General features: G+C 67.5%; 34 protein-coding genes. 11 read left to right on the top strand and 23 right to left on the bottom strand.

Annotation, left to right across the window (positions count from 1 at the left end):
- Window positions 1-2: 2 nt before the first annotated feature.
- Window positions 3-1,046, bottom strand: coding sequence for an aldo/keto reductase (locus ACTWPB_RS10535; RefSeq protein WP_446225482.1), 1,044 nt, complete (start codon window positions 1,044-1,046; stop codon window positions 3-5).
- 82 nt (window positions 1,047-1,128) lie between these two features.
- Here ACTWPB_RS10535 and ACTWPB_RS10530 point away from each other — a divergent pair, with 82 nt between their 5' ends.
- Window positions 1,129-1,761, top strand: a complete 633-nt coding sequence (locus tag ACTWPB_RS10530) for a TetR/AcrR family transcriptional regulator C-terminal ligand-binding domain-containing protein (RefSeq protein ID WP_446225481.1) — start codon at window positions 1,129-1,131, stop codon at window positions 1,759-1,761.
- Window positions 1,762-1,913: 152 nt separating this feature from the next.
- On the opposite strand, the gene ACTWPB_RS10525 is transcribed toward ACTWPB_RS10530, so the two are convergent.
- Window positions 1,914-2,504 (bottom strand): TIGR03086 family metal-binding protein, encoded by a 591-nt coding sequence (locus ACTWPB_RS10525; RefSeq protein ID WP_446225480.1) that lies wholly within the window; start codon window positions 2,502-2,504, stop codon window positions 1,914-1,916.
- A 182-nt stretch (window positions 2,505-2,686) separates the two neighbouring features.
- Between ACTWPB_RS10525 and ACTWPB_RS10520 the strand changes: the two genes are divergently transcribed.
- The gene (locus tag ACTWPB_RS10520; RefSeq protein WP_446225479.1) at window positions 2,687-2,941 is read left to right on the top strand and encodes a hypothetical protein; all 255 of its coding nucleotides are present in this window, start codon (window positions 2,687-2,689) and stop codon (window positions 2,939-2,941) included.
- Window positions 2,942-3,095: 154 nt separating this feature from the next.
- Here the strand turns inward: ACTWPB_RS10520 and menD are convergent, their stop codons facing one another.
- The 3 genes from menD to ACTWPB_RS10505 form a co-directional block, all read right to left on the bottom strand.
- On the bottom strand, window positions 3,096-4,727 hold the full coding sequence (menD, locus tag ACTWPB_RS10515) for a 2-succinyl-5-enolpyruvyl-6-hydroxy-3-cyclohexene-1-carboxylic-acid synthase (protein WP_446225478.1): 1,632 nt from the start codon (window positions 4,725-4,727) through the stop codon (window positions 3,096-3,098).
- Window positions 4,728-4,995: 268 nt separating this feature from the next.
- Window positions 4,996-5,256 (bottom strand): hypothetical protein, encoded by a 261-nt coding sequence (locus ACTWPB_RS10510; RefSeq protein WP_446225477.1) that lies wholly within the window; start codon window positions 5,254-5,256, stop codon window positions 4,996-4,998.
- A 366-nt stretch (window positions 5,257-5,622) separates the two neighbouring features.
- Complete coding sequence (locus ACTWPB_RS10505) at window positions 5,623-6,069, bottom strand: DUF6918 family protein (RefSeq protein WP_446225476.1); 447 nt, start codon at window positions 6,067-6,069, stop codon at window positions 5,623-5,625.
- A 141-nt stretch (window positions 6,070-6,210) separates the two neighbouring features.
- Here ACTWPB_RS10505 and ACTWPB_RS10500 point away from each other — a divergent pair, with 141 nt between their 5' ends.
- The 5 genes from ACTWPB_RS10500 to ACTWPB_RS10480 all read left to right on the top strand — a co-directional run bounded on the left by ACTWPB_RS10500 (window position 6,211) and on the right by ACTWPB_RS10480 (window position 10,698).
- Window positions 6,211-7,104, top strand: a complete 894-nt coding sequence (locus tag ACTWPB_RS10500; RefSeq protein WP_446225475.1) for a 1,4-dihydroxy-2-naphthoyl-CoA synthase — start codon at window positions 6,211-6,213, stop codon at window positions 7,102-7,104.
- A gap of 13 nt (window positions 7,105-7,117) precedes the next feature.
- A complete protein-coding gene (locus ACTWPB_RS10495) occupies window positions 7,118-7,510 on the top strand; it encodes a VOC family protein (protein ID WP_446225474.1) in 393 nt (130 codons plus the stop codon).
- Between the two features lie 352 nt (window positions 7,511-7,862).
- Window positions 7,863-8,987 (top strand): o-succinylbenzoate--CoA ligase, encoded by a 1,125-nt coding sequence (gene menE, locus ACTWPB_RS10490; protein WP_446226295.1) that lies wholly within the window; start codon window positions 7,863-7,865, stop codon window positions 8,985-8,987.
- Window positions 8,988-9,272: 285 nt separating this feature from the next.
- On the top strand, window positions 9,273-9,737 hold the full coding sequence (locus ACTWPB_RS10485) for an SRPBCC family protein (protein WP_446225473.1): 465 nt from the start codon (window positions 9,273-9,275) through the stop codon (window positions 9,735-9,737).
- An 88-nt stretch (window positions 9,738-9,825) separates the two neighbouring features.
- The gene (locus tag ACTWPB_RS10480) at window positions 9,826-10,698 is read left to right on the top strand and encodes a 1,4-dihydroxy-2-naphthoate polyprenyltransferase (RefSeq protein ID WP_446225472.1); all 873 of its coding nucleotides are present in this window, start codon (window positions 9,826-9,828) and stop codon (window positions 10,696-10,698) included.
- On the opposite strand, the gene ACTWPB_RS10475 is transcribed toward ACTWPB_RS10480, so the two are convergent.
- The 5 genes from ACTWPB_RS10475 to ACTWPB_RS10455 form a co-directional block, all read right to left on the bottom strand.
- On the bottom strand, window positions 10,695-11,090 hold the full coding sequence (locus ACTWPB_RS10475; RefSeq protein WP_378913209.1) for a phage holin family protein: 396 nt from the start codon (window positions 11,088-11,090) through the stop codon (window positions 10,695-10,697). The genes ACTWPB_RS10480 and ACTWPB_RS10475 overlap by 4 nt on opposite strands.
- A gap of 63 nt (window positions 11,091-11,153) precedes the next feature.
- Window positions 11,154-11,729 carry a Clp protease N-terminal domain-containing protein gene (locus ACTWPB_RS10470; protein ID WP_446225471.1) on the bottom strand — a complete coding sequence of 192 codons (576 nt, stop codon included), beginning with the start codon at window positions 11,727-11,729 and terminating at the stop codon, window positions 11,154-11,156.
- On the bottom strand, window positions 11,729-11,950 hold the full coding sequence (locus ACTWPB_RS10465) for a hypothetical protein (protein ID WP_019049431.1): 222 nt from the start codon (window positions 11,948-11,950) through the stop codon (window positions 11,729-11,731). Before ACTWPB_RS10465 ends, ACTWPB_RS10470 begins: the two co-directional genes overlap by 1 nt.
- Before the next feature lie 89 nt (window positions 11,951-12,039).
- Window positions 12,040-13,125: a PLP-dependent cysteine synthase family protein gene (locus tag ACTWPB_RS10460; protein WP_446225470.1), complete on the bottom strand. Its 1,086-nt coding sequence runs from the start codon at window positions 13,123-13,125 to the stop codon at window positions 12,040-12,042.
- The gene (locus ACTWPB_RS10455; protein WP_446225469.1) at window positions 13,122-13,448 is read right to left on the bottom strand and encodes a DUF4229 domain-containing protein; all 327 of its coding nucleotides are present in this window, start codon (window positions 13,446-13,448) and stop codon (window positions 13,122-13,124) included. The genes ACTWPB_RS10460 and ACTWPB_RS10455 overlap by 4 nt, the downstream gene beginning before the upstream one ends.
- 161 nt (window positions 13,449-13,609) lie before the next feature.
- Between ACTWPB_RS10455 and ACTWPB_RS10450 the strand changes: the two genes are divergently transcribed.
- From ACTWPB_RS10450 to ACTWPB_RS10440, 3 genes are all read left to right on the top strand, one after another.
- A complete protein-coding gene (locus ACTWPB_RS10450; RefSeq protein WP_056814442.1) occupies window positions 13,610-13,819 on the top strand; it encodes a BldC family transcriptional regulator in 210 nt (69 codons plus the stop codon).
- Window positions 13,820-13,933: 114 nt separating this feature from the next.
- A complete protein-coding gene (locus ACTWPB_RS10445) occupies window positions 13,934-14,125 on the top strand; it encodes a hypothetical protein (RefSeq protein WP_446225468.1) in 192 nt (63 codons plus the stop codon).
- A 79-nt stretch (window positions 14,126-14,204) separates the two neighbouring features.
- Entirely contained in the window at window positions 14,205-14,852 is a 648-nt protein-coding gene (locus ACTWPB_RS10440) for a hypothetical protein (protein ID WP_446225467.1), read from the top strand.
- 53 nt (window positions 14,853-14,905) lie between these two features.
- Here ACTWPB_RS10440 and ACTWPB_RS10435 read toward each other — a convergent pair whose 3' ends face one another.
- From ACTWPB_RS10435 to hemL, 8 genes are all read right to left on the bottom strand, one after another.
- Window positions 14,906-15,574, bottom strand: a complete 669-nt coding sequence (locus ACTWPB_RS10435) for a tetratricopeptide repeat protein (RefSeq protein WP_446225466.1) — start codon at window positions 15,572-15,574, stop codon at window positions 14,906-14,908.
- A 415-nt stretch (window positions 15,575-15,989) separates the two neighbouring features.
- Complete coding sequence (gene ccsB / locus ACTWPB_RS10430; RefSeq protein ID WP_446225465.1) at window positions 15,990-16,946, bottom strand: c-type cytochrome biogenesis protein CcsB; 957 nt, start codon at window positions 16,944-16,946, stop codon at window positions 15,990-15,992.
- Window positions 16,947-16,983: 37 nt separating this feature from the next.
- Window positions 16,984-18,612, bottom strand: coding sequence for a cytochrome c biogenesis protein ResB (resB, locus tag ACTWPB_RS10425; protein ID WP_446225464.1), 1,629 nt, complete (start codon window positions 18,610-18,612; stop codon window positions 16,984-16,986).
- Window positions 18,612-19,424 (bottom strand): cytochrome c biogenesis CcdA family protein, encoded by an 813-nt coding sequence (locus tag ACTWPB_RS10420; RefSeq protein ID WP_446225463.1) that lies wholly within the window; start codon window positions 19,422-19,424, stop codon window positions 18,612-18,614. Before ACTWPB_RS10420 ends, resB begins: the two co-directional genes overlap by 1 nt.
- On the bottom strand, window positions 19,424-19,651 hold the full coding sequence (locus ACTWPB_RS10415; RefSeq protein ID WP_446225462.1) for a hypothetical protein: 228 nt from the start codon (window positions 19,649-19,651) through the stop codon (window positions 19,424-19,426). Before ACTWPB_RS10415 ends, ACTWPB_RS10420 begins: the two co-directional genes overlap by 1 nt.
- Window positions 19,648-20,217, bottom strand: coding sequence for a TlpA disulfide reductase family protein (locus tag ACTWPB_RS10410; RefSeq protein WP_446225461.1), 570 nt, complete (start codon window positions 20,215-20,217; stop codon window positions 19,648-19,650). The genes ACTWPB_RS10415 and ACTWPB_RS10410 overlap by 4 nt, the downstream gene beginning before the upstream one ends.
- Window positions 20,218-20,363: 146 nt before the next feature.
- Complete coding sequence (locus ACTWPB_RS10405; RefSeq protein WP_446226294.1) at window positions 20,364-20,981, bottom strand: histidine phosphatase family protein; 618 nt, start codon at window positions 20,979-20,981, stop codon at window positions 20,364-20,366.
- A 119-nt stretch (window positions 20,982-21,100) separates the two neighbouring features.
- On the bottom strand, window positions 21,101-22,420 hold the full coding sequence (gene hemL, locus ACTWPB_RS10400) for a glutamate-1-semialdehyde 2,1-aminomutase (RefSeq protein WP_446225460.1): 1,320 nt from the start codon (window positions 22,418-22,420) through the stop codon (window positions 21,101-21,103).
- A 207-nt stretch (window positions 22,421-22,627) separates the two neighbouring features.
- Here hemL and ACTWPB_RS10395 point away from each other — a divergent pair, with 207 nt between their 5' ends.
- On the top strand, window positions 22,628-23,014 hold the full coding sequence (locus ACTWPB_RS10395) for a hypothetical protein (RefSeq protein ID WP_446225459.1): 387 nt from the start codon (window positions 22,628-22,630) through the stop codon (window positions 23,012-23,014).
- Here the strand turns inward: ACTWPB_RS10395 and ACTWPB_RS10390 are convergent, their stop codons facing one another.
- The 5 genes from ACTWPB_RS10390 to ACTWPB_RS10370 form a co-directional block, all read right to left on the bottom strand.
- On the bottom strand, window positions 23,015-23,239 hold the full coding sequence (locus ACTWPB_RS10390) for a hypothetical protein (protein ID WP_378941231.1): 225 nt from the start codon (window positions 23,237-23,239) through the stop codon (window positions 23,015-23,017). It abuts the gene before it with no gap.
- A 76-nt stretch (window positions 23,240-23,315) separates the two neighbouring features.
- A complete protein-coding gene (locus ACTWPB_RS10385) occupies window positions 23,316-23,579 on the bottom strand; it encodes a hypothetical protein (protein WP_378941234.1) in 264 nt (87 codons plus the stop codon).
- A 213-nt stretch (window positions 23,580-23,792) separates the two neighbouring features.
- Window positions 23,793-24,305: a hypothetical protein gene (locus tag ACTWPB_RS10380; RefSeq protein WP_446225458.1), complete on the bottom strand. Its 513-nt coding sequence runs from the start codon at window positions 24,303-24,305 to the stop codon at window positions 23,793-23,795.
- Window positions 24,302-25,279: a porphobilinogen synthase gene (gene hemB, locus ACTWPB_RS10375; protein ID WP_446225457.1), complete on the bottom strand. Its 978-nt coding sequence runs from the start codon at window positions 25,277-25,279 to the stop codon at window positions 24,302-24,304. Before hemB ends, ACTWPB_RS10380 begins: the two co-directional genes overlap by 4 nt.
- Before the next feature lie 42 nt (window positions 25,280-25,321).
- Window positions 25,322-26,500 carry a serine hydrolase domain-containing protein gene (locus tag ACTWPB_RS10370; RefSeq protein ID WP_446225456.1) on the bottom strand — a complete coding sequence of 393 codons (1,179 nt, stop codon included), beginning with the start codon at window positions 26,498-26,500 and terminating at the stop codon, window positions 25,322-25,324.
- Window positions 26,501-26,551: the final 51 nt, after the last annotated feature.

Raw genomic sequence — 26,551 nt, 5'->3', positions numbered from 1 at the left:
GCTCAGGCCGCGCGGATCGCCGGCGGGTTGAGCCGGGCGAAGTCGGGCAGCCGGTGGTACGGGTAGTAGGGGTACGGGGGTGTGGTCGCGCTCGCGGCATCGAGGGTGGCCAGATGTTCGGGGTCGAGTTGCCAGCCGACGGCGCCGAGGTTCTGGCGTAACTGTTCCTCGTTGCGGGCGCCGATCAACACGGTGACGACGGTGGGCCGGGTGAGCAGCCAGTTCAGGGAGATCTGCGGGACGCTGCGGCCCGTTTCGGCGGCGATCCGATCGAGCACATCGACAACGTCGTAGAGCCGTTCATCGTCGACGGGCGGGCCTGCCTGCGCCGTCTCGTGCAGGCGGCTGCCCGCTGGAAGCGGTTGTCCGCGACGGACTTTGCCGGTGAGTCGGCCCCAGCCGAGCGGGCTCCAGATGATGGAGCCGACGCCCTGGTCGGCGCCGAGCGGCATCAGTTCCCATTCGTAGTCGCGACCGACCAGCGAGTAGTAGACCTGGTGCGCTACCGGCTTTTCCAGGCCGAGTGCCTCCGCGGTGGCGAGCGTTTTCATCAACTCCCAGCCGGCGAAGTTGGAGACACCGAGGTAGCGGATCTTGCCTGCCCGCACGAGATCGTCCAGGGCCGTGAGGGTTTCCGCCAGCGGGGTGCCCGCATCGAAGGCGTGCAGCTGGAACAGGTCGAGGTAGTCGGTGCCGAGGCGGCGCAGCGAGGCGTCGACGGCACGGATCAGCCTGGCGCGGCTCGCGCCCGCCTCGTGCGGGCCGGGGCCGGTGGGGAGCGCCGATTTCGTCGACAGCAGCACCTGCTCGCGCCTGCCCTTGATCGCCGCGCCGAGTACCTCCTCCGACGCGCCATTGGAATAGACATCGGCCGTGTCGAACAGGGTGACACCTGCCTCCAAGCTGATGTCGATCAAGCGCCTGGCCTGCGCGGCATCGGTATCGCCCCATGCCCTGAACAACGCACCACGGCCGCCGAAGGTACCTGCGCCGAAGCCGAGTGCCGGAACGAGAAGACCAGATGCGCCGAGCCGCCGGTATTCCATGAGAGCTCCTAAGGGGTCTATAGTTTCGTTAACACGGCCGACAGTACACCCGATTCGCACTAAATGAAACAGGAGTTCCGTTATGGATCACGACATCGCTTGGCCGGGCTCTGTCCGCCCGGGTGGGCGCACCGCCCGGGTGCGCGAATCCGTCCTGGAAGTGGCCGGTGATCTGCTGGCGGACCGGGGATTCGCGCATCTCGATCTGACCGAGGTCGCCACCGGTGCCGGGGTCGGCAAAACCACCGTCTACCGTCGCTGGCGCACCCCAGCGGGCTTGGTCGCCGACCTGCTCGTCGACATGGCCGAACAGTCGCTGCCCCGCGCCGACACCGGCTCACTGCTCGACGACCTGACAGCCAATGCCCGGCTGGTCGCGAAGACCCTGGCCGACGGCCGCCAGAGCAACCTCTTCCGCGCCGTCATCGCCGCCGCCACCTGCGACGATGCCACCGCCGCCGCGCTGCACACCTTCTACGACACCCGCCTCAACGAATGGGCACCGTGTGTCGAAGCCGCCGTTATCCGTGGCGAGGCACCCGTCGGCACCGACCCGCGCGCCGTTCTCTCCGCCGTCTCCGCACCGCTCTACTACCGATTACTGGCCAGCGGCGATCCGATCGACGACGACATCGCCGACCGCTCGGCCAGAGCAGCCACCATCGCCACCGCCGCGGGGACATTCGTCATCGCCGCCGACGGCCTCGGCGACTGAACGCGATGCGGGGCCCGCACACCGGTATCGATCGACCTCGCGCCACCGCTACCCGACGAGGGTGCCTGAGCCGCACGGCTATTCGACTGAACGGGCGGCCGCAACAGCCTCCCCGTACTCGTTCGACGGGTCGCTGTTACACGCCCGCCGTGCTAAGCGACCGGCGCCGAACGCCAGGCTGGGTCGCGACCGGTGAGACCGAGCAGGCGATCGAAGGCCGGTGCGTCGGCCGGGATCTCGATGACCGGGCCGAACAGGCCAGGTGTGCCGGCGGGGTCGGTTTCGCGCAGGAACTCGTGCAGGATCGCCAGGTCCGCGGGGGTGACGGTCAGCTGCTGTCCCGTCGCGACGGCGAGGTCCCACGCGTGGATGGTGATCTCGTCGAGCGCGACGATCGCCATGACCGCGGCAGGCAGCTCCACGCCACCGGCCTCGGTGTCACCGTCCCACGCCGCGGGCACACACCACACGGACGTCAGCGTCTCGAGCTGCGCGGCGATACGGGGGCGCCAGTCATCGGGCAGCGGGCTGCCGGCGCCGGCGGGCGGCGGCACGGACCGACCGACCGACTCCTTGGTCGCGGCCTGCCGGAAAGCCTCGGTGAGCCCGACGACGTGGGCGAGCAGATCGCGCACCGTGGATTCGGCGCACGGGGTCGGGTTCGCGAGCTGATCGTCGGTGATGGCGTCGACGACCGCGGCAAGCGACCGGGCGGCGGGTTCGAAATCGAACTGCGGTTGCATGAGCACTCCTCATCGATGACAGACGGCTGCATTCATGAAGACGACCCCATCGCCGGAAAGTCATCGGTGCGGGTTGCCGTGCGCACCGGATCGGCGCACGCTGGACAGCGCAGGACCCGATCAGCGTCCACATCACGTCCGAGGCTCGGCCGATCGAGCAGGCCGACGAACGAGGAGCACCGATGATCGACTACGAAGCCGCTCGCCCCCTGGACGAAGTCCCCGAGGCCGATCGCGTCGAGCAGGAACAGTCCGCCTTCCGCGATGACGACCCCGACGATCCGGCCTACTTCGACGCCGCCGACTACACCGACGAGATGGCGGCGAGGATCGCCCGTGACGCCGACACCGCGAATCCGGCGGACGTGATCGAACAGACCATCCCGGTCCCCTTCGACGAGGGCGGAGACCGGTCTACCGGCGACGAGGGAGCCTGAGGGCGCACCGCTACAGGATTCCGCAGTGGTACGCGCAGGGGCCCGGGACCATAGTGGCGCAACTCGACGGGCACAGGGGCAAGCCAGACGATGGCGCCGGGTCTAGGACCGGATGACGCGATCGAGAGTCATCGACGCATGGTCGCGGACAGGCCTAACCGGCGATCTTCGCCCGCAGCCCGGCGTGCAGTTCACGCAGGCTGGAACGCTCGGTCGCGACCTCCAGCACCCGCAGTCCGTGCGCGTCGGTGGCGAGTTCCACAGCCAATTCGTCGGGATCGACCTGACGGTGCGGGATTCGGTAGGCGGCACACAGTGCGGCCAGATCCATGCCGTGCGGTGTGCCGAATACCCGCTCGAACACGCCGGCGTACTGCGGATCGCCCTGTTCGAGCAGCTCGAAGATGCCGCCGCCGTCGTCGTTGGCGACGACGATCGTGAGGTTGTCCGGACGTGGTTCGCCGCGCCCGATCAGCAGGCCGGACGCATCGTGCAGGAAGGTGAGGTCACCCATCAGCGCCACGGTGCGGCCCGGATGCGCCAGGGCGGCGCCAACGGCACCGGAGACGGTGCCGTCGATACCGGAGACGCCACGGTTGGACAGCACCCGGATACCCGGTCGCGGATGCGAGACCAGAGCGGCGTCGCGCACCGGATTCGACGCGCCGAGCAGCAATTGATCGCCGTCACGCAACGCGTCCATGACCACGGCCGCCACGTGCAGACCGGTCGCCTTCGGATGCCCGGCCAGCTCGGCCCGCACCACCGATACGGCCTGATGGTTCAGTTCTGAGCAGCGCGCCAGCCAGGCGGGACCGGGTGCGCCGGTGGTCACCGCGCGAGTGCCGGTGCCGACGACGTTGCCGGAGACATCGGGCCAGCGCGGACCGGTGGTGAGCGCGAACACGGTGACGTCCGGATCGGCCAGCACCCGCGAGACCTGCCGGTGCAGGGTCGGGCGGCCGGTGATGATCGCCTGGGCCGGCTTCAGCAGCGACAGCGCTAGCGGATGCAGGGCGGGTCCGTGCATCGGCGCGGTGGGCTCGGCCACCGTCGGCAGTGCGGCGAGTTCGGGCAGCAGCCGCGCGCCGTGGCCGGAGATGACGACGGTGTCGGGCGTCAGGTCGATGTCGAGCGGCACGTCGAGAGTGGCGTACTGGGTTGCCGTCCACGGTCGTTCACCCTCGCGACCGACGGGCAGCGGATCGTCGGACAGCTCGGGGACCAGCGGTTCACGCAACGGGATGTCGAACTGCACGGGACCCGCGTTGCCGGAACGCGTTCCGCGCGCGGCGGCGAGCACCCGGCATACCGACGAGCGCCACACACTGTTCTGCCGCGGATAGGCCGACTCCCCCGCCTCGGCTTCGGCCAGCCCGAGGCTGATCGTGGCGCGCACCTGAGAGCCGAACAGCCCGAGCTGCTCCACCGTCTGATTGGCGCCGGTGCCGAGCATCTCGTAGGGACGGTTCGCGCTGACGACGATCAGCGGCACCCGCGCGTAGTTGGCCTCCAGCACAGCCGGACCCAGGTTCGCCACCGCGGTGCCGGAGGTCATCACGACCGGGACCGGCCGCCCCGACGACACCGCGAGACCGATCGCCAGAAATCCCGCGGTGCGCTCGTCGACGCGCATATGCAGCCGAAGCTCCCCGGCCGCGTCCGCCGCCTGCAGCGCGAAGGCCAGTGGCGCGTTGCGCGATCCGGGACACAGCACCACCTCGCGAACGCCGCCGCGGACGAGCTCGTCGACGACCACTCGTGCCTGCGCAGTAGACGGATTCACAATCACAGCCTGTCAGACCGGCGCGCACCCGTCTGCCCCCGGCCCGCGTTGCCTACGTCACCGAGTGCGCGCAACGCACCGGAATTCGGCCATACGACCAATTAGCGCAGAGCCGAGAGCGAGCGGAACAGCATTCATAGAAGAGGGCGGCCGATATTCATGAAATCGCAAAGAGAACAACAAAAGAAAGAAATCCGGCGACGAGCTACTGGCCCGCCGCCGGAATTTCCGCCAACCCGGCAAAAGGCTGGTCGAACGAATATTCAGCTCACTCCGCGGGCGCGGTGAGATCCTTGATGCCCGTGACGGACTCGATGATGTTGAGGACGGCGGAAGTAGCGCTGTCGACAGCGGCGCTGCCCGACTCGAGCACACCCGAACCCGCGGACGAGCCGGTCAGCACGTCAGCCGAGCCCGTGGCGGCGTCGGCGGAGCCGGTGTCGGCGCCCGCGATGGCGACGGGACCGAAGAACATGACAGCGGCGGCAGCGGCAGCACCGGTGGCGGCGAGGGTCTTGCGAGAGATCATGTGAGCAAACTTCCTTTCGACCTGTGCAATGCAGTCATTGGAAAACAATTCGTATTCCGAATCGCTCGATTGGCAACGTAACCGATAGGGCAGGGTACTTGTCAATCGCGCAGCTGACTCGCGCGCTCTGGTCGAATTCGTGGCAACCCGCAATTATCCTGGAGTTCACCCGGGCGGTAATATTTCTCACACAGCCTGTCGCGGAATTTGCCGCCGACCGGGAATCGAGGTGTCCGCCGCCACCGGATACCCCCGTGACGTGAGGGTGGTCACCCTCGAACGCGAAAAAGCCGGTGCGGTTCGGTTACCCGAACTCGCACCGGCCTCGATCACACGATCGCGGCGAGGGCTACCCCGCCATACCGCTCAGCCTGCGTGCTTCTGCACCAGATCGCCCACGCGCGGCAGTGCCTCGATGACGTGCTTCTTGGCAGAGCCACGCATCGACGAATACACCTTCTTCAGTGCCGGCCGGGTGGACGATTCGGCGCGGGCGTCGGTGACGGCCAGCAGCGACTCGGCGACCTGATCGGACTTCGAGGCCAGCAGATCGGCGAAGGTGCCGGTGCCGGAGGTGGTGAATTCGGCCCAGTACGGCTGGAGCTGATCGAGCAGCTTCGGCGCCAGCGACGCGAGGCCGTCGGGAACGATGGTCGGGCTGATCTTCTTGACCGCCGCGTAGCCACCCTTCACGGCCAGGCCGGACGCACCACTTTTGTCCGAGACCTCGGCGTCGAGCACCTCGACGGCGTCAGCAAGGAAAGCCGGACGTTTGGCGTCGTCGAGCAGGGATTCAGACAGTGCTGCAACCACTTTCAGGTTCCTCCGGATCGGTTCGATGAACGAGCAGGCGCAACTATACGCATCGGGTGCTCAGAGTATGCGGTGACCGCTCGAGCTGCGGTGTTACGACCTTGTACCGAGCTGGGGCACAGTAGGGCAATAATCGTGTTCGTGACTTTCGATCCGAAGCTGTGGCAGCCCGTCCCCGGGTTCGAGGACCTGACCGACATCACCTATCACCGGCATATCGAGCAGGGCACGGTGCGGGTCGCGTTCGACCGGCCCGACGTGCGCAACGCGTTCCGCCCACACACCGTCGACGAGCTGTACCGCGCGCTCGATCACGCGCGGATGAGCCCCGATGTGGGCGCGGTACTGCTCACCGGCAACGGTCCGAGCGAGAAGGACGGTGGCTGGGCGTTCTGTTCCGGCGGTGATCAGCGCATTCGCGGCCGCAACGGCTACCAGTACGCCGATGGCGAGACCGCCGACACCGTCGACGCGGCGCGCGCGGGCCGACTGCACATCCTCGAGGTACAGCGGCTGATCCGTTTCATGCCCAAGGTGGTGATCGCGCTGGTCAACGGCTGGGCAGCGGGTGGCGGGCACAGCCTGCACGTGGTCTGCGATCTGACGCTCGCCTCGCGCGAGCACGCGCGGTTCAAGCAGACCGATGCCGACGTGGGCTCGTTCGACGGCGGTTACGGCAGCGCGTATCTGGCGAAGATGGTCGGCCAGAAGTTCGCTCGCGAGATCTTCTTCCTCGGCAGGCCGTACACGGCCGAGGAGATGCACCAGATGGGCGCGGTGAACAAGGTCGTCGACCATGACGAGCTGGAGAACGTCGCGCTCGAGTGGACCGCCGACATCAACGGCAAATCGCCGCAGGCACAGCGCATGCTGAAGTACGCGTTCAACCTGCTCGACGATGGTCTGGTCGGTCAGCAGCTGTTCGCGGGCGAGGCGACCCGCCTGGCGTACATGACCGATGAAGCGGTCGAGGGCCGAGACTCGTTCCTGGAGAAGCGCAAACCCGATTGGACGCCCTACCCCTGGTACTTCTGAGAACGGACACCCCATGGAAATTCTCAACAGCCGGATCATCGTGCGTCCCAGCGACTACGGGCGCACGCTGGCGTTCTACCGCGACGGCCTCGGCTTGGCGATCGCACGGGAGTACCCCGGCGGCACGGTGTTCTTCGCCGGGCAGTCGCTGCTCGAGGTCGCCGCGCACGGTGGCAGCGGGCACTCCGGCAGCTTCGACGGTGCGATCTGGTTGCAGGTGCGCGATGTCGAGGACGCGGCGACGGAGCTGTCGCTGAAGGGAATTGCGATCGAGCGCGCGCCGGTGCTCGAACCGTGGGGTCTGTGGGAGATGTGGGTGCGCGACCCGGACGGGGTCGCGATCGTGCTGGTTCAGGTTCCCGCCGAACATCCGATCCGGCGGGATCCGCGCTGGTCGCCGGAGTGAGAGCGCAGTGCCCGCGGCCGAGCCGAGTTGCCGATGGCGGCTCGGCCGCGCACGATAGCTGCGAGCAAGCGCCCGACCGACGCCGTCCGGACCGCAATACGAGTGTCCATCTACTGAATCGCAGTCGCTATGCCTGGCTTTCCCGAACTGTTTCCCGACAAACCGACCCGTTGGCCGGGTCTTGTCGGTCGCATGACACGATCGAAGCCGTGAGGGCGCGCGGCAAGCTGTTCGGCGGAGGTGGTGGCATGAGAGAGCACATCGAGCCGATCATGTGCCAGCGCGCGATGCGCATGCCGAATTCGTGCGCCGGCGAGGCTGTGGCGTGAGCAAAACTCTGCGGACACTGCAGATGCCGACCGGTTCCGGGGTCAGCGAGGTGATGCCCCACTTGCGCCAAGCCCTCGACGGTAGTGGTCCGGCGTGGTTGCCGATTCCGACCACCGACCGCCGGGAGGCGCGCAGGCTGTCCGACGCGCTCAAGCCGGGCGATCCGATCGATGACGATGTCGCGCTGGTCGTGACGACCTCGGGCACCACCGGTATCCCCAAGGGGGCGCTGCTCGGCACCGAGGCACTGCGTGCCAGCGGCAACGCCACCCACGACCGCCTCGGCGGGCCGGGTAGCTGGCTGCTGGCGCTGCCGACCCATCACATCGCCGGTATCCAGGTGTTGCTGCGCAGCATCCTCGCCGGCACCGACCCGACCGTGCTCGACGTGTCGGGTGGATTCCTGCCCGAGGCGCTGGCCGGGGCGGTCAGCGCGATGCGTGGACCTCGTCGCTACACCGCGCTGGTGCCGACGCAGCTGATCAAGTCCCTGGATTCGCCGGTGGCGGCCAAGGCGCTGGCCGAACTCGACGGTGTCCTGGTCGGCGGTGCGGCCACCCCCGCGCCGGTGCTGAACCGCGCGCGTGAGCTCGGTATCACCGTGGTGCGCACCTACGGGATGAGTGAGACCTGCGGTGGGTGCGTCTACGAGGGCGTACCGCTCGATGGCACCGAGGTGCGGATCGAGGACGGTCGCGTCATCCTCGGCGGTGCGATGATCGCGCGCGGCTACCGCAATCTGCCCGATCATCCGGCCTTCGCCGAGCCCGGCTGGTTCCGGACCGAGGACGCGGGTTCCTTCGACGACGGTGTGCTCTCGATTTCGGGGCGTCTCGACGAGGCGATCATGACCGGCGGGCTCTTGGTGATTCCGCAAGTGGTGGAGGCGGTGTTGGCCAACCACCCCGGTATCCGCGAATGCATCGTGCTCGGCCTGCCCGACGAACGGCTGGGGCAGCGGGTCGCGGTCGCGATCGTGCCGGCACCGGGTGCCGCGCCGACGCTGGACGAACTCCGTGCCCACGTGGTGGCCGAACTCGACTCGATCGCCGCGCCACGTGAGCTGGCCGTCCTGTCCGAAATCCCGCTCCGCGGCCCCGGCAAGCCCGACCGCACCGCCCTGCGCAAGCTCCTGCTGGCCGAGTAGCCGCGCGACGACAGCGCTGTGCAAGGGGCGTGCAAGTCGGAGTGGGCACGGTAGTGCGCCCAGGTGTTCGTCGGCGCGGCGGGCGAGCGCGGTGAGCACCCCCACGACAACGCGGGCGAGGGCCTCGGGTGGCGGGCCATCGGCCGCGGTGCTGTGCAGACATGCCGGAAGTCATCGTAGGCGAGCACACCAACGCCCAATTCGGTTCGCGCCACGCGCCCGACTCCGACACCACGGTCGACCGGTGCCGAGAAATTGTCCGCACCTCGGCCTAGGCTCACGCACATGGGCAATTTCGAGGTGTCGCGGCACACTGTCATCGCGGCCGAACCGGCACGAATCCACGCACTGATAGACAACTTCCACCAGTGGCGGCTGTGGTCGCCATGGGAAGATGCCGACCCGCAGCTCGCGCGTACCTACACCGGCCCCGAATCCGGTGTCGGCGCCCGCTACGCATGGCGTGGCAACCGTAAAGCCGGTGCTGGCGTGATGGAGATCAAGGCCGACGCCGACCGCGAGATCGGGGTGGAGCTCGCCTTCGAGAAGCCTTTCAAAGCCACCAATTTCGTCACCTTCACGCTCGCTCCGGTTACCGGTGGTACCGAACTGACCTGGAAGATGACCGGCACCCACTCCGGTCTGATGGGCGTACTCGGCAAGGTTTTCCCGATCGACAACCTGATCGGCAAAGACTTCGACAAGGGGCTGGCCCGCCTCAAGGCGATCGCCGAATCCGCCCCGGCCTGACCCGCGCGACCAAACGCACCTGCTCTCCTTCCGGCCGTGCGCGGGACTGACGAGCGCGGAGCGCCGATGCCGGATTAGGCTTCGATCCATGGCTACAGCAGCGGAATGGATCGAGGGCGCCCGACCGCGGACGTTGCCCAACGCGATCGCGCCGGTCCTCGCAGGCACCGGCGCCGCCGCATCTATCGACGCGGCCGTCTGGTGGAAAGCGATTCTGGCGCTGCTGGTTTCGCTGGCACTGATCGTCGGGGTGAATTACGCCAACGACTACTCCGACGGCATTCGAGGCACCGACGACGTACGAGTGGGGCCGCTGCGGCTGGTCGGCTCGAAGCTGGCTTCCCCCAAGGCCGTTCGCACCGCCGCCGTGCTCAGCCTGGCGATCGGCGCGGTCGCCGGACTGGTGTTGGCCGTGACCACCGCGTGGTGGCTGGTGCTGATCGGAGCAGTGTGCCTGGCGGGTGCGTGGTTCTACACCGGCGGCAGCAAGCCGTACGGCTACAGCGGTTTCGGCGAGATCGCGGTGTTCGTGTTCTTCGGGTTGATCGCGGTGCTCGGTACCCAATATGTGCAGGCACTGCGGGTCGACTGGGTCGGCCTGCTGCTGGCGATCGGTGTCGGCGCGTTCTCCAGCGCGGTGCTGGTGGCCAACAACCTGCGTGACATTCCCACCGACACCGAGTCCGGCAAGGTCACGCTCGCGGTGAAACTCGGCGACGCGCGCACCCGCACCCTGCACGTGGTGCTGCTCGCGGCGCCGTTCATGATCAGCCTCGCACTGATCGCGCGCACGCCGTGGGCGCTGGCCGGATTACTCGCGTTACCGCTGACGATCCGGGCCAACGCCCCTGTGCGCACCGGCAAAGGCGGGCTGGAACTGATTCCCGCCCTCCGCGATACCGGGCTGGCCATGCTGGCCTGGTCAGCGTTGAGCGCGCTGGCCGTCGGGCTCGTCGGCTAGTCGCCGTCGGGTACCAGAATGCCGAGCACCCAGTTGACCAGCGTGATGATCAAGCCACCCCACAACGCCGCCCAGAAGCCGTCGACGCGAAGGCCGTAGTCGGTGATCTCGGTGATCTTGGCGGTGAGCCACAGCATCCCCGCGTTGACCACCAACAGGAACAGGCCGAGCGTGAGGATCACGAACGGCAGCGACAGGAGTTTCACGATCGGCTTGATCACGGCGTTGACCGCCGTGAACACGAGCGCGACGATGAGCAGGACCAGGGCCTTGCCCCAGTTGCCCCACTCCGATGACCACTCGGGCGGCACGTAGATATCGATCTTGTCGATCCACGCGGCCGCAGCCCAGATGGCTATGGCGTTGATGACCAACCGGATTGCTAGTTGCATAGAGGCAATGCTAGGCCCGGAAACGGACATTGCGGCGGGTCTGACACACACCCGATGTGGAATTCACGCGGCGCGGTCGAGCATCGCGTAGAGATCCGCGCGTAATCCCGACACCGCGTCGCACCCGCCGAGCAGGTCGGTGGTGGCCGAGTCTGCCCCGCGCAGAATCCCGAGCAGCAGGTAGGTCGAGGTGATCTCGCGATCCTTGCGGTGGATCGCCTCACGCAACGCGAGTTCGAGTGTCTTCTTGGCCGTGCCGGTGAACGGGATGTGCCCGGAGCCGAGCAGCCGGCCGACCATGCCGCGTTTGGCCTCCGGTTCGGCCAGGTCCCACGCCCGCGGTCCGAAGTTCTCGGCGATGCTGGCCTGCACCGCGTCCAGGTCGATGCCGATGGAGCGCAGGGCCTGCGCGTCATCGGCGCCCAGCGGCGGCTCGCCCGTGCGGGCGGCGAGGGCGGTGCGTACACCGTCGGCGGTGATGCCGCGCGCGTCGAGCACAGCCCGGAGGCCGGGTTCTGCGTTCGACAGGGTGCCGAGCAGCACATGCTCCGGTCCGATCTGCTTCGCACCCAGTTCCTTGGCATCGGCTTGGGCGCTCACCACCGCCAGTTTGGCCTCGCGGCTGAATTTTTCGAACATCAGCGGGTTCCACCTTTCCGATTGTGTTTCTGATGGACCGCCTGCTTGCTCACCTCGAGCGCCTCGGCGATGGCCTGCCACGACCATCCGTTGGCTCTGGCGTTGGCCACCTGGATGGTTTCGAGGCGGTCGGCCAATCTGCGCAGTGCGAGCACAGCGCGCAGCCCGACCGCCGGGTCGGGATTGCCTGCCGCTGAGGCGAGGGTTGTTGCGTCGGTCATGTTGTCAATTTTGATTGACGGCCACGGATTTGTCAACGAAAATTGACATCAGCGGGCACGGAAGGACCCGAAGAGTGGTGCGGGTGATGTCAGCCGTTCCAGCGACCGGTGGTGGCGAATTCGGCGAGAATCTCCGCCGGACCGGTCAGATCGATGTGCTGGGCCGCCACCCAGTCGTCGTTGAAGTAGGTCCCCGCGTACCGGTCGCCGCCGTCGCACAGCAGGGTGACCACGCTGCCGCTGCGGCCCGCCGCGACCAGTTCGGCGACGAGATGGAAGGCGCCCCAGAGGTTCGTGCCGGTCGAGCCGCCCACGCGACGACCGAGCGCGATACTCGCGTGGCGGGCGGTGGCGATCGAGGCCGCGTCGGGCACCACCATCATGCGATCGACCACCTGGCCGACGAACGACGGTTCCACCCGGGGACGGCCGATTCCCTCGATGCGCGAGGGCATTCCGGTTTCATAGCCCGCGTCGCCGGTCTCGTAGCCGCCGTAGAACGCCGAGTGCTCCGGGTCGACCACGGCCAGGCGCGTCGCGTGCCTGCGATACCGGATGTAGCGCCCGATCGTCGCGCTGGTGCCGCCGGTACCGGCGCCGACCACGATCCACTCCGGCACCGGGTGGTTCTCCAGCGCCAGCTGTTCGAAGATCGATTCGGCGATGTTGTTGTTGCCGCGCCAGTCGGTGGCCCGCTCGGCGTGGGTGAACTGATCCATGAAATGCCCGCCGGATTCGGCGGCGAGACGCTTGGCCTCGGTGTACATGTCCGATGCTCGATCGACGAAATGACATCGCCCGCCGTGGGCTTCGATGAGCGCGACCTTCTGCGGCGAGGTGCTCGCCGGCATCACCGCGACGAAGTCCAGCCCGAGCAGCTTGGCGAAGTAGGCCTCGCTCACCGCCGTCGAACCCGACGACGCCTCGACCACGGTCGCGCCCTCGGTCACCCAGCCGTTGCAGATCGCGTAAAGGAACAGCGATCGCGCCAGCCGGTGCTTGAGGCTGCCGGTGATGTGGGTGGACTCGTCCTTGAGGTAGAGCTGCACCGGCCAATCGGCGGGCAGCGGATACCGCAGCAGGTGGGTGTCGGCGGAGCGTTGGGTGTCGGCGTCGATCAGCCGGACGGCATTGTCGACCCAGTCGCGCGGGGCGCTGCGGTCGAGGTACTTCACGCCGACGTGCTGTCGTCGTCACCCCGCAGCCGGGCCCGCAACTGCGCCTTGTCCTGGCGGCGGCGCGAGTCGACGACGGCGATATCCTCGTTCACCTTCACGCGCAGCTTCTTGAACAGCGTCAGCGACAGCGGCATCGCGACGAGCAACGCGAACAGCGCCGCGACGATGACCGGCACATCGACTCCGACCAGCTTGGCGATGCCCACGATCAGCGCGGCGATCGCCACCACCAGCCCGAGACGAGCCAGCGTGTAGAGCGCAAGATTGCGTACCAGCCGCTTACCGGCGCCAGAGCCCTGCTGACCTGTTGCTTCACTCACGACTACAGCGTAGCCCGGCACATATCTCTTCGATGCGGCCCGTTCGCGGCTTTTGTCTATTACTTCCCCTTTACCAACTGTAGGTGGTTCGACTACATGGGGGTCGCAGTGCGACGATGACGCCACTGATGAGGGAACTGTCGAGAACGGAGAGGTTAGCTATGACTGCGATCACCGTCGGCCTTCAGGACACTCTGCTGACACCAGGCCAAGTGGCCGCCATGTTCCACGTAGACCCCAAGACCGTCACCCGGTGGGCTCATGCCGGCAGGCTCGGCTCGTTGCGCACACCGGGCGGACATCGCCGTTTCCGCGAGTCCGAGGTCCTGCAGTTGCTCAGATCGCTCACCACCGAGGCAGCACCCCGCTGACTCGCCGGCCGACGCGAGCCCACCGCGGGCTCGCGTTTGCCAAGAATTTCCCTCCCGTTGCGGATGTGCACACGGTGCGGACACGGCTACCCTCGATAGCAGGAGGTGAGCGACGTGACGTACCTATTGGCACTCATCGCGATCGTGGCCATCGCGGTGTTGTGCTGGAAGGCGTTCGGCCCCGAAATCCCACGCCCGAATTCCGGCCCACCCCCGCGCAGACCGGTTCTCGGCCCTGACGACGATCCGGAATTCCTCTGGCGCCTCGGCAAACAACCCCGCGACGACTCCGGCCCCACCGAGTGACCTCGCGATGTGCGTCGCCGTGAGCTGACGCACATACCCCCGTTGTGCGGTGAAAGAGCTGGGTAGATAACGTATTCCGGTGATTGATGTGCAGCAGGGTTCTGTCCCGACCACTTGGCGCGCGGCCGACGGCAGCGCCGTGACGTTCACTGAGGCACGGTTGGAGTGGACTCGTGCCGCACACGAGGTGCTGGCCGATACCGCCACCAGGTTCAACAACTTCATCGTCAACACCGAGCTGGCCGAGCTGGTCCAGGACGAATCCGGCATCCGCACCGCGGTGAAGTGGCAGCACTGGCTGCCCGTCGTGCTGGACAAGGTCGCCGAGCACTGTCACAAGAACAACGAGCCACCGCTGAGCGCGCTGTGTGTGCGCAAGAACCAGACCGTCGGCACCGGCTACCGCTACATCCTCGAACTCGCGGGCCTGCCCATCCCCGACGACCTCGAAATGCACGCCGCCGCGGCTCGCTGGCAGTGCTACCAGCACTACGCCACCGACCTCCCCGCCGACGGCGGCCTGCCAACCCTGCCCCCGAAGGTCGCCGCCATCCGCCAGTCCACCTCCCAGGACCTGGCCACCGCCGAAGCCGCCGAGGCAGCCGTCAAACGCCCCTCCGCCGCCCGCCGCACCGCAGCTGTCCCCAAGCCCGAACCGCTCCGCAAACCGGTCTGCCTGAACTGCCACGTAGAACTCCCCGCCAACAAGATCTGCTACTACTGCTGATCAGCGGTCACGAACACCATCTGGTGCGAACCGCTGCTTTCAGGACAGACGGCTCAGGGCTCCCACCGCGGATTGTGCAGGATCGCCAGGTTCTGGCGTGCGGTGACCGCGAGGCTGTGCACATTGCTGTCGGGATACATCCCATCGAGAATGCCCCAGTACGAGGCCGCGGCCCGTTGCCGAAACCCGGCCAGCGCCTGCGTCGCCGCCAAGTTGTTGCGACGCCCAAGGGTTTCGAGACTGTCGTCGCCGAGTTTCTGTTCGCTGTAGTCGACGTTCAGGTCGAGTAGGTCAAGGGCGCGAAGATACTCACCGGCAGCGGAATATCCCAACGCCAGATTGTTGCGGAGGGTGAGCGTCATTTCGTTGTCGACGCCGAGTACGTGCTCGGCGATCGACACGATATCGCCAAGCACCTCGAGTCCTTCGGAGACGTTGCCCACATCGCAGTACGACCGGCCGAGGGCATTTCGCACCTGCAACGTGATGGCCTGGTCGGCACCGAATTTCTCCGAGCACTGCTGGGCAAGCGGCTCCAAGAGCGCGATAGCTTCCTGGTAGCGCCCGCACTCACGGTGATTCTCCGCGACAGCCACCCGATACGACGCCGTGGTGATATCGGAAAACGGTGCGCGTCCCAGGCCGTCGGCTCGCCAGATCGCCGCCGCCGTCAACGCGACATCGACCGGTGTCCGCGCGACCGATCGGTGAACCTGCGCCACGGGCCAAGGTTTCGATGGTGGCGCCTCGCGAATGACCCATGACATCAGCGTTTCTCGCAGTTGCTCGGGCTGGGTGCCCGCAACGTGGAATCGGTGGGTAGCGCCCGCCACATCCAGGCGTATGACAGAGCCGTCGGCCCACCCGCCCTCAGCACCGAGCCCATCGAGAAGATCCGGGCTCCGCACATCCACGCCCGTCAACTCGCGCCAGCCGACCACGAAAGACAAGCGTATCGATCGGCGCCACGAGATTCCCGAGTGAAAGAAACTCAACTTCCCCGCACGGCCAGCCGATCCCCCGTAGCGATCCCCCGCCCTGTAGGTCACACCAGACAGCCGAAGATCGCGCGCCACAAGACCTATGGTCTCATCTCGGAGCTATGCGGACAACGATATATATCGGCCGCCTCAGCCGTTAGTTCAGACCCGCGTAGCTGTGCAATCCGCTGATCACCAGGTTGATGATGAACAGGTTGAACAGCATCGCGACGAAGCCGCCGATGTTGATCCAGGCTGCCTTGGTGTCTCGCCAGCCGGAGGTGGCTCGGGCGTGGAGGTAGGCGGCGTAGAGGACCCAGGCTATGAAGGAGCAGGTTTCTTTGGGGTCCCAGCCCCAGAAGCGGCCCCAGGCGGCTTCGGCCCAGATGGCGCCGAGGATGACGCCTGCGCCGAAGAGGGGGAAGCCGATGATGGTGGTTTTGTAGGCGAGTTGGTCGAGGGTGCGGGCGTCGGGGAGGCGGCGGGCGATGGTGCCGAGGATGTTGGTGGATTCCTCGCCCGCGGGCTGACGCATGCGGAACAGGTAGAGCAGGCTGGCTACGCCGGAGACCAGGAAGACGCCGCTGCCGATGCTGATGATGGTGACGTGGATCGGCAGCCAGAACGAACGCAGCGCGGGGACCACGGGCGCAGCGTCGGCGTAGAGGAGCGTGCCCGCCAGGAACATCAGGATCAGCACGGGGAACAGCAGGAACGCCCACATGGCGCGGTAGCGCTGGTCGCGCAGGAAGATCAGGCCGATGACCACGGCCGCCGCGGTGGCCATGGTGGTGAACTCGTACATGTTGCCCAGCGGGAAGCGGTGGGTCGCGAAGCCGCGCAGCACGATCGAGCCGATGTGCAGTACCGCGCCGACCAGCAGCACCGAGAAGGCCATGTTGCCGAGGCGTTCGCCGAGCGGTGTGGCCTGCGGGGTTTCGATCCGGCCGGGCAGCCCTGGGTCGCCCGCGGGGACGAGTTCGCGCGCGGCGACCTGCTTGGCGCGTGCCGAGGCGTACTGCACGATCAACAGGACTGTGGCCAGGGCGTAGACCGCCATGGCCGACATGAACGCGAAGTCGCTGTACCGTGCCAGCGTTTCGTCGATCTGCATCAGGATTCCGTCTCCCTGTCGAGTGCGCCCGTTCGCATCACTTCTCCGCTTCGAGCAGGCGTGTCCGCAGTCGATCGAACTCGGCACCCCAGCCTGCTTGATCACTTCTGGCCAGGCCGCCCATTTCTACTACGGCGCGTCGTTGACCCACGGTACCCGTCGTGGTGTCGACCGGGTACGCCCGGATCCAGATCCGCCGCCGTTTCAGCAACAGCGACACCAGCAGACCGGCCATCATCGTCAGCGCGCTCGCCAGCACCCACTGCTGGACGGGGTCGTGCGAGACCTGCAGGTTGACGAATTCCTCGGCGCCGTCGAAGGTGACCTTCGCCCCGCTGGGCAACGTGGTCGACTCGCCGGGGCGCAGGTTGACCCGCGCTTCCTTGGTCAACCGACCCTGCTTGATCATCTCCGGGTCCAGCGAGAACAGCGACTGCGAGCGACCGGTGTCGAGGCCGGTGTTGCCGCGATAGACATCGACCGCAACGGCCGGGTCATCCATCCGGGGGAACGCCGAGGTGAGCAAGCTGCCGTGGAACAACGCGGTCGGCGCGAACAGGCCTTCGATGGCGATCTGGTTCTGCCTGCGTTCCTCGTCGGTGGCGTACATGCCGCCGGGCGGGTCGATGCGCAGCACACCGCTGGACAGGAAGGTCTGGGCGTTGTCGGGCCGCCACTGGATGGTCTCGGTGCGGGTCTGCCCGTTGGGGAAGGTGACCGTGAACGTGGGCGCGAAGCCATGTCCCTGCAGGTAAACGCGGTCACCGGCGACACGCAACGGGTGGTTCACCCGGAGCTCGGTGCTGCGCCACGTGTCGGTGGCGAGATCGGCACCTGCCTGATACTCGATGTTCGAGTGGAACATCTCAGCCTGGCCGGTGGGCAGGTAGTCGGCCGTGAAGTCCTTCACCTTGATGCACAGCGGCGTCATGCCGGTGCCGTCGTTGGTATTGCCCGCGCGGAAGGAGTCGAACACCGCGGGCGAGGTGGTGCAGAAGCCGGGACCGTCGTTGGCGATCACGATGACATTGCCCTCGTACCCGAGCAGCTTGCCCAGCGCGATCGCGACCAGCAGTCCCACCAGCGACAGGTGGAACACCAGATTGCCGAATTCGCGCAGATACCCCTTCTCCGCGGACAGCGTCACCTCACCGTCGCGCTGACCGGGGCGAACCACGGTCCGCCACCCACGCAACGAAGCCTTGGCGGCCTCGATCACCTCGTCGGGAGTGCGGTCGTCGGTCTCACTGAAGTGGTGCGGCAACCGGCCGAGGTTGCGCGGCGCGGGAACCGGCGGGGTGCGCAGCGCCCGGTAGTGGTCCCAGCAGCGCGGCAGGATGCAGCCCACGAGCGAGATGAACAGCAACACATAGATGGCGGTGAACCAGAAGCTGCCGAACACATCGAACAGCTCGACACGGTCCATCCATGGGCCCAGCGTCGGGCGGTCGGCGATGTACTGATCGACCTTCTGCGTGTTCAGGCTGCGTTGCGGCAGCAGCGCGCCGGGGATGGCGGCGAGTGCGAGCAGGAACAGCAGCACCAGTGCGGTGCGCATGCTGGTCAGGCCGCGCCAGGAATTCCGGACCAGGGCCAAGGCCCGGCGCGGCAGCGACTGCCGGACGGGCGGGGTGGAGGTGGTCGGAGTGGTCAGCGTGTCAGTCATCAGATCGGAAGTGTCACCTCGGAGACGAACCCGTCACGCACCCAGCCGACGAACTGATCCCATGCCCCCGTGACCAGTGCGACGCCGACGGCGACGAGCAGAACACCCCCGATTACCTGAATGGTGCGCGAATTGCGGCGCAGCCAGCCGACCCCGCGCAACGCACCGGCCGATCCGAAGGCCAGCACTACGAAGGGCAACCCGAGGCCGAGGCAGTAGGCCACGATCAACGTCACCCCGCGCGCGGCGGTGGTGCCCTCGGTGCCCGCGGACACCGCCATCACACCCGACAGCGTCGGCCCGAGACACGGCGTCCAGCCGAGCGCGAACACCCCGCCGAGCAGCGGCGCGCCGAGGATGCTGGTGAGCTTGCGCGGCTCCATCCGCATGTCGCGCTGCAGGGCGGGGACCAGGCCGATGAACACCAGACCCATCAGGATCGTCACCACACCGCCGATGCGCTGCAGCAGTTCCCGATTCACATTGAGGGTCTGGATCACGCCGAAAACAGTGGCCGTGGCCAGCACGAACACCACCGTGAACCCGGCGACGAACAGCCCGGCGGCACCGGCCACCCGCAGCTTCGCGCTACGGCGCTGCGCGGTGAGGGTGCTCGCCTGCGCGTTGGTGGCAGGCGGCGCCTCGGCACCGACCAGCCCGGCCAGATACGACAGATAGCCGGGGACAAGGGGCACGACACACGGTGAAGCAAACGACACCAGGCCCGCGAGCAGGCAGGCTCCCAGCGCCAGCAGTAGCGGACCCGATGCCGCCGTCTGCTGGAAGGAATCCCCGACTGCGGCGAGCACCATCACTCGACGGTGTCCTCGTCCTGCTGCTCGTCGCGCGGCAACGACAGAGTGCGCTCGGTCTCGGCCGGTTCAGCGGGGCCGAAATCGAACAGACCGGCACCGGCGACACTGCGCGGGACGGTCGCGATGCCGGCCCAACGGTCATCGACCGTCCAGCCCGCACCCATGCGGCGAGCGCCCTGACGGGGGCGACACGCGGTCAGATTTCCAGGACGACGACGGCTCACTGCTTCTCCTCGGCGGCGATGCGCTCGACCACGGGCTGTAGGTCTTCTGCCAATAGCGAGCGAAGGAAGACCGCGGCGACCCGGTGCTGACGATCCAGGATCAACGTGGTCGGAATAACACTGGTGGGAAAGTTTCCGCCGAGGGCGAGCAAGGTTCGCATCGACGGGTCGTAGATGGACGGGTATTCGATCTTGTTGTCCACTACGAAGTCCTGGGCTTTGTCACGCTGATGGTCGCGGACGTTGATCCCCAGGAACGCGACGCCTTGATCTTTGGTCGCCGCGAAGACTTTTTCCAGAGCGGGCGACTCGGCGCGGCACGGGCCACACCACTGTCCCCACAGGTTCACGACCACGACCTGGTTCGGGAAATCGCTGACCGAAACGGTCTTTCCCTCGTTCATCAGATCGGGCCCCGAGAGCGTGCCGATCGTCCCGCGCGCCGCGGGCGGATCATAGTAGATCTCCGTTTTACCACCGGGCGAGACGAATTCGAAGGTCCCGCCACCGGTGGCAACCGCATCGGTACCCGTCGAACAGCCCGCTGCGGCGACGATCACCAGCATGGCGGACAGAACGGCGGTCAGCGCCCGCGGCCGGCGGCCACGGGCGGATCCCGATGCGGACAAGCGAGTCATGCGCGGTGTTGAATCTGCGCATGACTGGGGGCCCTGCGTGGTTACGCAGGCTGCCGCCTCCGGGCCCTGACCAGTCATGCGCCGTGTACCGACGGATCCGACGCGCCCGCGGGCTCGGAATAGACGATGTCGACGAGCGTGTCGCCCTGGTAGACCAGCGAGGTCAGCGACGCGAGCGAGCACTGCCGGTTGCGCGGGTCGTGCCACAACCGCTGGCCCTGCAGGAATCGGCGCAGTGTCCACACGGGCAGCTGATGCGAGACCAGCACCACCTCGTGACCGGCGGCCTCGACGCGGGCCTTGTTCACCGCGGCGAGCATGCGATGGGCGATCTGCAGGTACGGCTCGCCCCACGACGGGGTGAACGGGTCGCGCAGTTTCCACCAGTGCCTCGGCTTGCGCAGGGCACCGTCACCGACGGAGACGCGCAGGCCCTCGAAGGTGTTGCCCGCTTCGATCAGGTTCTCGTCGGTGCGCACGATCACGTCGTGCGCGGCCGCGATCGGCGCCGCGGTTTCCTGGGCGCGCTGCAGCGGGGAGGCGATCACCATCGCGATGTCGTGATCGGCCAGCGAGCGGGCCACGGCACCGGCCTGCGAGCGACCGGCCACCGAGAGACTGAAGCCGGGCAGGCGGCCGTACAGGATGCCGTTCGGGTTGTGCACCTCGCCGTGGCGCAGCACGTGCACGATGGTTTCGACGCTCGACGGGTCGTCGTCGAGGGCGGGCGGCGCGGCGGCGGGGGCAGGATGGGGCGCCTCGTCGCTATCCGCCGGTACTGGGGCGAATTCTGCGTCGGGCTGGTCGGAGCTCACGCTGGGGATCCTTCGGGGGTTGCGGCCGCGGCCGCGAGGGCGGCGGCGGGCAGAGCGGCGGCGATACGGTCGAACGCGTCCTCGTCGAGTGCCGCGGAGACGAACCATGCCTCGAACGCGCTGGGCGGCGCGTACACGCCCGCGTCGAGCAGGGCGTGGAAGAAGGCGGGGTAGCGCCAGGTCTGGCTCGCTTTGGCGGCGGCGTAGTCGGTCACCGGGCGCTCGGCGAAGAACACGCTCACCATATTGCCTGCGAACTGGACTTGATGCTCGACACCGGCCTCTGTCAGGGCTTTCGCGAACAGCGCGCCGAGGCGATCGGCGTTGCGGTCCAGTACCGCGTACACCGCGTCGTCGGCCGCGCGCAGCGTCGCCAGGCCCGCCGCGACGGCGACGGGGTTACCGGACAGCGTGCCCGCCTGATAGACCGGGCCGAGTGGGGCGAGGTTGTTCATGATCTCGGCGCGACCGCCGAACGCGGCGGCGGGCAGGCCACCGCTCATCACCTTGCCGAAGGTGTAGAGGTCACCGGCGACGCCCTCGCGGCCGTACCAACCCGACGCGCTGACCCGGAAACCGGTCATCACCTCGTCCATGATCAGCAGCGCGCCGTTGTCGTGCGCCAGGGTGCGCAGGCCCTCGTTGAAGCCGGGCAGCGGCGCGACCGCGCCCATATTGCCCGCGGCGGCCTCGGTGATGACGCACGCGATCCGGCCTGGATGCGCCTCGAAGGCGGCGGCGACGGCGGCGAGGTCGTTGTAGGGCAGCACGATGGTGTCGGCGGCTTGCGCACCGGTGACACCGGGCGAGGTCGGCAGACCCAGCGTCGCCACGCCGGAGCCCGCGTCGGCCAGCAGGGCGTCGACGTGACCGTGGTAGCAACCGGAGAATTTGATGATCTTGGATCGGCCGGTGAAGCCGCGGGCCAAGCGGACCGCGCTCATCGTGGCCTCGGTACCGGAGTTCACCAGGCGGACCCGCTCGACGGGATCGACGCGGGCGGCGATGGCCTCGGCCAGCTCGATCTCGGCCTCGGTCGGCGCACCGAACGAGAGGCCGCTGGTCGCGGCCTTCTGCACGGCCTCGACGACGGCGGGGTGGGCGTGACCGAGGATCATCGGACCCCACGAACACACCAGATCGACGTAGTCGTTGCCGTCGGCGTCGATGAGCGTGTAGCCACTCGCGGAGGTGATGAACCGCGGCGTACCGCCCACCGAATTGAACGCACGGACCGGGGAATTGACGCCACCCGGGATCACCGAGGCTGCCCGCTCGAAGAGCTGGGCGGAAACCGGTACCTGCGTAGGACTCACGGATTCCAGTCTCTCAGCTCGCCTCGGCACGCCGGACGACAGGGTGGAGCACAGTGACCCAGACCGCAGCGACCCACCGACGACACGCCCGACACGCCGCCCCTATCGGCGAAAGAATTCGATCTAGGCCCATTGGCCTGCGACTACGCTCCGGGCGGCTCAGCACCTGAGCCACCGGGAAATCAGTTATCAGCGAGAGGGTATTTCATGCGTTTCGGCGTCACCAGCACTGCCCTTGGCACGGGGTTCGTCGCGGCGGGAGTGCTACTCGGCGCGGGTTCGGCCACCGCCTTCGCACCACAGGTCCAGCCCGATCGGATCGGTGCCCAGCTCAGCCACGAGGAGACCGTCGCGCTCGGGTCGGGGCCGATTCCGGCGATCACCGCGATGGTGGTGCCCGCCAACCGGATCGGCGCGGGTCTACACACCGATACCGATCTGTACCGTGACGCCGACGGCGGCATCCGTGCCACCTTGCGCCAGGTAGTGACGGAGGCGGCGGCTCATCCCGACGGCACGGTCACCATTTTCCTGAACGCGCCCGGCACGCGCGGCGGCCGCGTCGTCGACGTCTTTCAGCAGTGGACCAGCTGATTACGTGTACATGCAGGGCACTTCGGCGGAGATCGTGTGCAGCTGGCACATGATGCCGTTGTAGATCCCGCTCGAGCCGGTCTCCGGGGCGAAACCATCGGCGGCCGGCTCGGCGATCATCGGGGTCAGTGGCAGGCCGGGGGCCGCCTGAGCGGGCGCCACGGCCAGCGCGATTGTCGCCACGGCGGCGGCGACGGTACAGATTCCTGCGGTCAGTCTGGTCATCGATTCCTCCTCGAGGGAGCTCGCGGTGCGAACTCGCGTCCCGAACCCCCACGCGCACATCGGAATTCGGCTTCCTCTAGATCATCGGTTCGATGCCGCGCCGTGCTACAGATCTGCGGTAGATCCTGGTGACGGCATCGATCACCAGCACCCCGCTCACGGTCACCAGCGCGCAGGCGAGCAGCAGCAACGGCGGCACATAGCGCACCGCCGCGAACCCAGGGTGCTCATCGGTGCCCGCGAATTCCGTGGTGCGTCGTGCGGCACGCCAGCTGACGACCGCGCAGGCCAGGAAGAGCACGGCGAAGCCGAGTTCGAACAACGCGATCCAGCGTCTCATTACTGAGATCCTGCCAGGGGCAGGATCGAATCAGCCGACCAGGCTCGGTACCAGAATCAGCGCGATGAGCGCGATGGTGAGCACGACCATCAACCCGATGACCAACAGGTCGCGTCGCAGGCTGTGTGGTTGCTCGATCACCACGCGCATCAGTGCCTCCGCTCCCCCGGCCGCTCAGCCGGTGTGATAATCCTCACCATACACTGCGCAGTGTCACTTCCGGTTGGACTGGAAGTACTTCGTCGACTCCGGCCGGTAGCTGAGGAACGCGGCACCCGCGGCCAGCACGCCCTGCACGATCGCCGAGCCACCCGCCACGATCGTCGCGGGATTCGCGACCGCCGAGAAGCTGAACATGGTCGCGATGGCGCCGAGTCCGAGCCAGATCGCGACGACCGTGAGCACCGTGCGCGCCCAGCTCTTGCCGCGGCCGAGCTGATGCGCGATGGCCACAGTGACACCGGCGAGCAGCACACTGACCAGCACCGTCAGTGCGAAGGCCACCAGCACGATCGCGTCGACGGTGGACGCGGGGATGTTCGGATCCGACTTGTGAATCTCGTCGAGGAACTGCTTGCTGAGCTTGTCGCGCTCCCCGGTCATGGTGAGGACGGTGGCCACGGTGTAGATGACACCGAGGCCGGAGATTCCCCACCACAACTGACGAGCGGTGCCGACGTCTTCCGGCATGGGAAGGGTTTCGGGTTTGTTCGGTGGAACGATCACGACAGCCAGTGTGCTGCCTCGGTCGCCCAGTAGGTGAGCACGATGTCCGCGCCTGCCCGCCGGATACCGATCAGCGACTCCAGGATCGAGGCCCTGCGGTCGATCCAGCCACGTTCGGCGGCGGCGGTGATCATCGCGTACTCGCCGGAGATCTGATAGGCCGCGACGGGGACCGGCGAGCGATCGGCGACGTCGCGCAGGATGTCGAGGTAGGACATCGCGGGCTTCACCATCACGATGTCGGCGCCCTCGGCGAGGTCGAGGTCGAGTTCGCGCAGCGATTCGCGGCGGTTGGCCGGATCCTGCTGGTAGGTGCGGCGATCGCCTTCCAGCGACGAGCCGACGGCCTCACGGAACGGGCCGTAGAAGGCCGAGGCGTACTTGGCCGCGTAGGCGAGGATGGCGGTGTCGGTGCGGCCGACCGCGTCGAGTCCGCGCCGGATCGCGCCGACCTGGCCGTCCATCATGCCGCTGGTCCCGAGTAGATCGGCGCCCGCTTCGGCCTGCGACAGCGCCATCTCCACGTAACGGTGCAGGGTGGCGTCGTTGTCGACCGCGCCGTCGGTACCGATCACCCCGCAGTGGCCGTGATCGGTGAATTCGTCGAGACAGGTGTCGGCCATGATGACCGTCGCGTCGCCGACTTCTTCGGCCAGCGCGCGCAGCCCACGATTCAGGATTCCGTTCGGATCGCTGGCCTGCGAACCGGTCGCGTCCTTGTCCTCCGGCAGCGGCACCCCGAACAACATCAGCCCGCCGACCCCGGCGGCCACCGACTCCACCGCGGCCTTGCGCAGGGAGTCCAGTGAGTGCTGATACACCCCTGGCATCGAGCTGATCTCCCGCGGCTCGTCGAGGCCATCGGCCACGAACATCGGCAGCACGAGCTGACGCGGCTGCAGCGTGGTTTCGGCGACGAGCCGACGCAATGCGGGTGTCCTACGCAACCGCCGCGGGCGGTCGAAAGCGGTCATAGCCCGCAGAATACGCCTGTCGCCAGTTGGTCGCCGCAGCGCCTATATCGGGTCGGATCCGCGGGCCAGTTCACCCAGAATCTGCTCGAATGTAGCGAAGACCGGTGACGGACCGGCGGAACTCCATGCCTGGTTGGTCAGCAGGATCGCGGTTACCGGGCCGTCGTTGGACCAGGTCGAGCCGAGGCCGCCGTCCCAGCCGTAGGCACCTGCGCGGGGGCCGGCGGGGAGGTCGCGCAATTGGACACCGACGCCGAATCCCCAGCCCGCGCTGCCATCGGGGCTCGGGCCGCCGCGGGACAGTTGCTCAGGGGTGAGGTGGTTGGTGGTCATGGTGGTGACGGCCTGCTCGGACATGATGCGGGTGCCGTCGAGTTCGCCGCCGTCGCGCAGCATGCGGGCGAAGCGGTGGTAGTCGGCGAGGGTGGAGACCAGGCCGTCGCCGCCGCCTTCGAAGGCGGGTGGGGTGCTCCATTGGCCGTCGGCCGGGTCGAAGACGGTGCGGGTGCCGTCGATGTCCGCGTAGTGCGGGCCGAATCGGGCCAGCTTGTCCGGCGGGACGGAGAAACCGGTATCGGTCATGCCGAGTGGGCGCAGGACGCGGTCGGCCAGGAATTCCGAGAGCGGTGTGCCCGCTGCCCTGGCGACCAGCATGCCGAGGATCGGCGCGCCCACGTGATAGAGCCAGCGTTCGCCGGGCTGATATTGCAGGGGCAAGGTGCCGAGTTGGCGCAGCCAGGTGTCCGGGGGCAACATCCGCGCGGGCGTCGGCGGGCCCCAGCCGAGGTCGAGGTCGCTCCAGGCGGCGTCGAGTGGTTTGGGTGAGAAATCGGCGAAATCCATGCCCCAGCCGAGGCGGAAGGTGAGAAGGTCGTCGACGGTGATCGGGCGGTTCGCCGCGACCGTGTCGGTGACTTCGGCGGCGGGGTTCGCGAGCACCCGCAAGTCGGCGAGTTCGGGGAGCAGCCGGTCGACCGGTTCGGCCGGGTCGAGTACGCCGTCGTCGATCAGGATCGAGGCCGCTACCGCCGTGAGCGGTTTGGTCATCGAGGAGATCCGGAAGATCGTGTCGGTACGCACCGGTGTGTCGCGTGCGGTGTCGAGATGGCCGATGGCGCCGGTGGTTACGTCGTCGCCGGCTGCGACGAGCCAGGCGAGACCTGGCAGTTCGTCCGCAGCGACGTGCGCGCCGAGCCGCTTGTCGATCTCGTCCACCGTCATCGCCTCTCCTCGGGTTGCGTTGCTACTAGACCACAGCGGTCCGACAGCAAC

This window comes from Nocardia sp. IBHARD005 (assembly GCF_052814245.1).
Note: the sequence above shows the minus strand (reverse complement) of the source record. Positions and strands in the feature narration are given on the sequence as shown.